Below are 6000 nucleotides of genomic sequence, written 5' to 3'. Positions count from 1 at the left end.
GTGAGATTTATTGTTGGCTTTGGCTTTGCCAAAGCCTTCTTAATCTCACTTCTAACCTCTCACCTCTCACCTCTCAATCGCTCGACTTGCATGTGTTAGGCACGCCGCCAGCGTTCGTCCTGAGCCAGGATCAAACTCTCCATTAAATCTTCAAGTCCGTCCATGCTCTTTCGGAATTACTGCTCGCCTTCCGACGAGGTCCAGGCCGCTTCCGCACCTCTTTATGGCGCTTCCAACAGCCCCCCCGCTTGCCTTCTTCCTCCCTGTTTAGTTTTCAAGGACCACTACCCGCGCTCAACGCGCAAGCTTGATTTTATCACTTTTCCGCCGGCTTTGTCAAGCACCATTTTTTGTTTGCTTAATTACCGCCGGCAGATATATATAATAATGCACTTGCACCGGAAGATCAACGGGTAATTTATGGGGATATGACCTCTAATCTACCTTGTTCGTGCCAGTTCAAGTAACTATATTTCTCGAGCGCCAGTTTTCGGGCCGTGAGGCGCTCACCTGCGGTCAGTTCGGACGGAATTAGATCGATGCCCAGGGCCGCCGCAAATCCCCGGGCCACGGCACGGCAAACCTGGTCGTAGCCAGGTGGCTGGGGCAGTACCCGGTCCAGTGCAGTGGCCTTCGCCCCAAAAGCCGCCTTCACCCGCTGGCGTACCGCTTCCGAGGGAAAGGCCAGGATGGCAAAAAGTATCTCTTCATCTACACTGAGCAGTATGGAACCGTGCTGGAGAATGGTGCCCCGCTGCCGGACCTGGGCGCTCCCCACCAGTTTCTTGCCCGCTACCGCCACTTCATATCCTGAGGGGGTGTCGAAACAGGCAGCCGATTGTTTTGACCTCAATTCTCGCTGCGTTTTATCAGGATAAAACAGGTCCACCTCTACCTCCAGCAGCCGCAACCCGGCCACCAGGCCCTGGCTCAACAGGCGGTACGTCTCCAGCACACTGCCGGGCAGGAATTTCTGGGAAATGGTGACGCTATAGGTTACTTCCCGGTCGTGGAGAACGGCCCGGCCGCCGGTGGGGCGGCGTACCAGGCCAATGCCCATGCGCCGGCAAGCTTCCCGGTCTACTTCCCGGTCGGCGTTTTGGAAGTACCCCAGGGACAGGGTGGGAGGGTCCCACCGGTAAAAGCGCAAGGTAGGCGGCACCTCACCCCGGCTGTGATGAATTAAAATGGCTTCATCTATGGCCATATTGGTGGCTCCGTCGGCCGCCCCCGTCTCCAGCAGGCGCCACTGACGGGGCCACGCAACCGCAGCAGCTTTTATTTCCCTGCAAGACAAATCTATTCACTCCTTTTTCTGGCAGCCCGGGCTGGAAAAACGCCCGTAAATATTCAGAAAACCGTTATAACAAGGATGCGGTGCTGTCCGAAGCGAACGACTTGCGAAGCGCCGATAACAGCACCCGGTAAACCCAGCACTCACTGGCAGTGGTGCTCTTTCTAAGCCTGCTACGAAAGATAGTGAGCTGCATGTTTTTCCCCGTATGGCTTTTTCAGTGAGTGCTGGGCGGCCCGAAGCGAGCCGCGGTGCGCATCTTACGCGAAGCACCGGAGTGAGCGAGGACAGCCCCGCATCCAACCAAGTTTACTAAATATTTACCCGCCCGGGCCTCTTACGCGCGCCAGCGCAGGTCGGGCTTGCGAGCGGCGGTGGCTTCGTCCAGCCGCCCCAGGTAGGTGGTGTAGGGGGCGCCCTTTACCTTTTCGGGATCCTCCTCCACCTCCCGGGCAATCTCGACCATGGAGGCAATGAAACGGTCCAGGGTTTCCTTGCTTTCCGTTTCCGTGGGCTCGATCATCATTGCTTCCTCCACGATCAAGGGGAAGTAAATGGTGGGCGGGTGAAACCCGTGGTCTAAAAGACGCTTGGCCATATCCAGGGTCTTGACGCCATAACGCTCCTTTTGCCACTTGCCCGAAAGGACAAATTCGTGCTTGCAAAGGCGGTCGTAAGGCAGGTAGAAATACTTTTTCAAGTGGGCCATGAGATAGTTGGCATTAAGCACCGCATCCCGGCTTACCTGCTTCAAGCCATCGGGCCCCATGGAACGAATGTAGGCGTAAGCCTTGACCACCACGCCGAAATTGCCGTAAAAAGAGCGCATCCTGCCAATGGAACGGGGCAGGTCGTAGTTAAAATAATAACGCTTTCCGTCGTAGTCCACAAGGGGTACGGGCAGGAAAGGAACCAGTTCCTTTTTCACTCCCACCGGCCCGGACCCGGGACCGCCGCCGCCGTGGGGCGTGGCAAAGGTTTTATGCAGGTTGAAGTGCACCACATCAAAGCCCATGTCTCCGGGACGGCTGTATCCGAGAATGGCGTTGGCGTTGGCCCCGTCGTAGTACAAAAGTCCGCCGGCCTGGTGGACCAGATCGGCAATAATATGAATGTTCTCGTCAAACAGGCCCAGGGTGTTGGGATTGGTAAGCATGAGCCCGGCTACCTGGTCATCCAGGAGTTTTTCCAGGGCCGCCACATCCACCCCGCCCCGGCGATCCGAAGGCACGCTGACCACCTGGTAACCGGCCATGGCCGCCGTGGCCGGGTTGGTGCCGTGGGCCGAGTCTGGAACAAGAATCTTGGTGCGGTTCTCCCCCTGCTGGCGGTGGTAAGCCCGGATCAACAAGATACCCGTCAGCTCCCCATGGGCACCCGCTGCGGGCTGCATGGTCACCCGATCCATGCCCCCTATTTCTGCCAGATAAGATTCCATCTCATACACTAACTGCAAGGCACCCTGGGCCAGTTCTTCCGGCAGGTAGGGATGGATGCCGGCAAAGCCGGGAAGGCTAGCCAGCGCCTCATCCACCTTGGGGTTGTACTTCATGGTGCAGGACCCCAGGGGGTAAAAATCGGTGTCCACCCCGTGGTTTAAGCGGGAAAGGGCGGTGAAGTGCCGTACCAGTTCCGGCTCGCTCACTTCCGGCAGGCCGGGGGGCTTTTCCCGGCACATATTTTCGGGCCAATCCAGATTCATTTCCGGCACATCGCTTGCGGGCAGGGAAAAGGCCTGCCGGCCGGGAGCGCCCAGTTCAAAGATGAGCTTTTCATTCCACGGGCTTTTGATCATCCTGCCACCTCCTCCAGAGCTTCCGCCAGCCGGTCAATTTCTTCCTTAGTGCGTTTTTCGGTAACGGCCACCAGCAGGTGGTTGGAGAGTTCCGGGTAAAAGCGTCCAAGATCCGGACCGGCCACCAGCCCGCGTCGCAACAGCACTTCCTGAACCCTGGTTACGGGATACTCACTTTTAAGCACGAATTCCTTAAAGGAAGGGGCAGTAAAGGCTACCGTTATACCCTTCACACCGGCCAGGCGTTTTTTGGCGTAGGCAGCCTTTTGGGCACAAAGCCCGGCCACCTGGCGCAAGCCCGCCGGCCCCATGGCCGACAGGTAGATGGTAGCCGCCAGAGCACAGAGAGCCTGGTTGGAACAAATGTTGGAAGTAGCCTTTTCCCGGCGAATATGCTGCTCCCGGGCCTGCAGGGTCAGCACAAATCCCCTGCGACCGTGGACATCGGTGGTGGCCCCCACCATCCGGCCGGGGATGCGGCGCAGGAATTTTTCCCGGGCGGCAAAGTAACCAAAACCGGGACCGCCAAAACTCAGGGGCAGGCCCAGGGATTGCCCCTCGCCCACCACTATGTCGGCTCCATATTCCCCGGGTGGTTTAAGCAGGCCCAGGGATATGGGATCGGCGCTGACAATAAACAGGGCCCCCGCCCCGCGTGCGGCCTGCTCCAGGGAATGGACATCTTCCAGGCAGCCAAAGAAGTTGGGTTGCTGCACCAATACCGCCGCCGTCTGCCGGTCTATATACCGGTCCAGGTTATCTGTTACGGTTATTCCATCTGCAAAAGGCAACTTCACCAGCTCCACGCCCCGGGGCTCCAGGTAGGTGTTTAAAACCTGCCGGTATTCCGGGTGCACCGTCCGGGCCACTACAACCCGGCGCCGGCCGGTTACCCCCGTCGCCACCGCCGCCGCCTCGGCCAGCGCGGTGGCCCCGTCATACATGGAAGCATTGGCTACATCCATGCCAGTTAGTTCACAGATCATGGTCTGAAACTCGTAAATGGCGGCCAGGGTGCCCTGGCTGATCTCGGCCTGGTAGGGGGTGTAAGCGGTGTAAAACTCGGAACGGGCCAGCAGGGCGGGGACCACTGCGGGTATATAATGGTCGTAGTAACCTCCGCCCAAAAAACAGGTATAGCGGCCCGTATCCCCGTTTTTCCCGGCCAGGTTTTCCATGTGACGAACGAGCTCGGGCTCGGAAAGGGCTTCGGGCAGGTCCAGTTCCCTTTTTAAACGTACCTGTTCCGGTATATCGGCAAAGAGCTCTTCCACCGAACCAACCCCGATATCCGCCAGCATTTTTTGCCGTTCGGCAGGTGTATTCGGGATGTATCTCATTTGTAGATCAACTCTCTTTCACCATTTCCTCATAGGCTTTGGAGTCCATCAGGTCGTCCAGCTCCCCAGGGTCGGACATTTCAACCACGATCAACCAGCCATCGCCATAGGGGTCCTTGTTGATCAAATCGGGGTGATCAATGACTTCCTGATTGACTTCCACCACTTTACCGCTTACCGGAGCATAGAGGTCGGAAACCGATTTCACCGACTCCACCGTACCGAAGGACTCCCCGGCAGCCACTTCATCCCCAACCTGGGGTAGGTCTACGTAGACCACATCCCCCAGGGACTCCTGGGCATAAAAGGTAATGCCGACGGTTCCACGGTTCCCCTCCACGCGGATCCATTCGTGATCTTTGGAATATTTGAGGTCGACAGGATACATGAGCAAAACCCCCTTAGATTGATTTAAAAGTAATTTAGGTTTGTGTTGACGTACCTTAACTTTTTGTCTGACTACTTTCGCCGGTAAAAAGGTGTTGGTACCACTTTTGCCCGGCTACTCCGGCCCCGGATGATCACCTCCAGTTGCGTATTTATGGCCGCATACTCCACCGGCACGTACCCCATCCCCAGAGCTTTACCCAGGGTGGGACTTTGAGTGCCGGAAGTTATTTCGCCAATAACCTGTCCGTCCCGGGCGATGGCATACCCCTGACGGGGTATGCCCCGGTCTACCATTTCAAAACCCACCAGGCGGCGCTTGACTCCCTCCTTCTTTTGCCGTAGAAGCGCCTCCTTTCCGATAAAGTAATCCTTTTCCCAGCTGACAAAACGCTCCAGACCGGCCTCCAGGGGAGTGATATTTTCACTTAGCTCATGGCCGTATAAAGGCATGGCCGCTTCAAAGCGCAGGGTGTCCCGGGCGCCCAGCCCGCAAGGTAACAAACCCTCCCTTTCTCCGGCGGACATTATTTCATCCCACAACCGGGACGCTTCCTCCGCCGGACAATAGAGTTCAAAACCATCCTCGCCCGTATAACCGGTACGGGAGATCATGCATTTTACGCCGCCCACCTCCACATCGGGGCTGACCCAGTAATACCGTAGGGAGGTTAGGTCGGCGGAAGTCAACCTGGCTAAAATTTGCGCCGCCCGGGGGCCCTGTAGGGCGAGCTGGGCCGTCTGGCTGGAGATATCTTCAACGGATACCCCGGAAAATTCAACGGCCAGTTGACCAAACCAGGCGTAGTCCTTATCCTTGGTCGCGGCGTTGACCACCAGCAAAAACTCTTCCGGTCCCAGGCGGTACACCAGGATATCGTCTACTACGCCTCCCCGGGGAAGGCACACGGGAGTGTAGAGGGCCTGGAATGGGGAAAGCCTGGAAACATCGTTTGTAACGGCCTTTTGCACCAGGGCCAGGGCACCGGGACCGCTGAGCCGGATTTCCCCCATATGGGAAACGTCAAAGAGGCCGGCTCTTTCCCGTACGGCCTGGTGCTCCTCAATGATGCTGCTGTATTGAACCGGCAGTGCCCAGCCACCAAAATTAACCATCTTGCCCCCGTTCTCAATGTGCTTGTTATACAGGGGGGTCTTTTGTAAATTTTCCATGGCAGGTACCT

5 protein-coding genes and 1 rRNA gene are annotated in these 6000 nt (G+C 57.3%); all 6 read right to left on the bottom strand.

The features are described 5' to 3' along the window. Positions 1 to 146: ribosomal RNA gene (locus tag BUA65_RS18640) — 16S ribosomal RNA — on the bottom strand; the annotation flags it as partial. 272 nt (positions 147 to 418) lie between these two features. Further along, on the bottom strand, positions 419 to 1297 hold the full coding sequence (locus tag BUA65_RS14785) for a lipoate--protein ligase family protein (RefSeq protein WP_242656349.1): 879 nt from the start codon (positions 1295 to 1297) through the stop codon (positions 419 to 421). Positions 1298 to 1631: 334 nt separating this feature from the next. Next, the gene (gene gcvPB / locus BUA65_RS14780; RefSeq protein WP_072870830.1) at positions 1632 to 3089 is read right to left on the bottom strand and encodes an aminomethyl-transferring glycine dehydrogenase subunit GcvPB; all 1458 of its coding nucleotides are present in this window, start codon (positions 3087 to 3089) and stop codon (positions 1632 to 1634) included. Continuing rightward, the gene (gcvPA, locus tag BUA65_RS14775) at positions 3086 to 4429 is read right to left on the bottom strand and encodes an aminomethyl-transferring glycine dehydrogenase subunit GcvPA (RefSeq protein WP_072870828.1); all 1344 of its coding nucleotides are present in this window, start codon (positions 4427 to 4429) and stop codon (positions 3086 to 3088) included. The genes gcvPB and gcvPA overlap by 4 nt, the downstream gene beginning before the upstream one ends. Positions 4430 to 4436: 7 nt before the next feature. After that, a complete protein-coding gene (gene gcvH / locus BUA65_RS14770; protein ID WP_072870826.1) occupies positions 4437 to 4817 on the bottom strand; it encodes a glycine cleavage system protein GcvH in 381 nt (126 codons plus the stop codon). Positions 4818 to 4888: 71 nt separating this feature from the next. Next, complete coding sequence (gcvT, locus tag BUA65_RS14765) at positions 4889 to 5989, bottom strand: glycine cleavage system aminomethyltransferase GcvT (protein WP_072870824.1); 1101 nt, start codon at positions 5987 to 5989, stop codon at positions 4889 to 4891. Positions 5990 to 6000 lie beyond the last annotated feature (11 nt).

Source organism: Desulfofundulus thermosubterraneus DSM 16057 (genome assembly GCF_900142025.1).
In the GTDB taxonomy this organism is placed as follows: Bacteria; Bacillota; Desulfotomaculia; order Desulfotomaculales; family Desulfovirgulaceae; genus Desulfofundulus; species Desulfofundulus thermosubterraneus.
The sequence above is the reverse complement of the archived record's forward strand: the minus strand, read 5'-3'. Positions and strand labels throughout refer to the sequence as shown.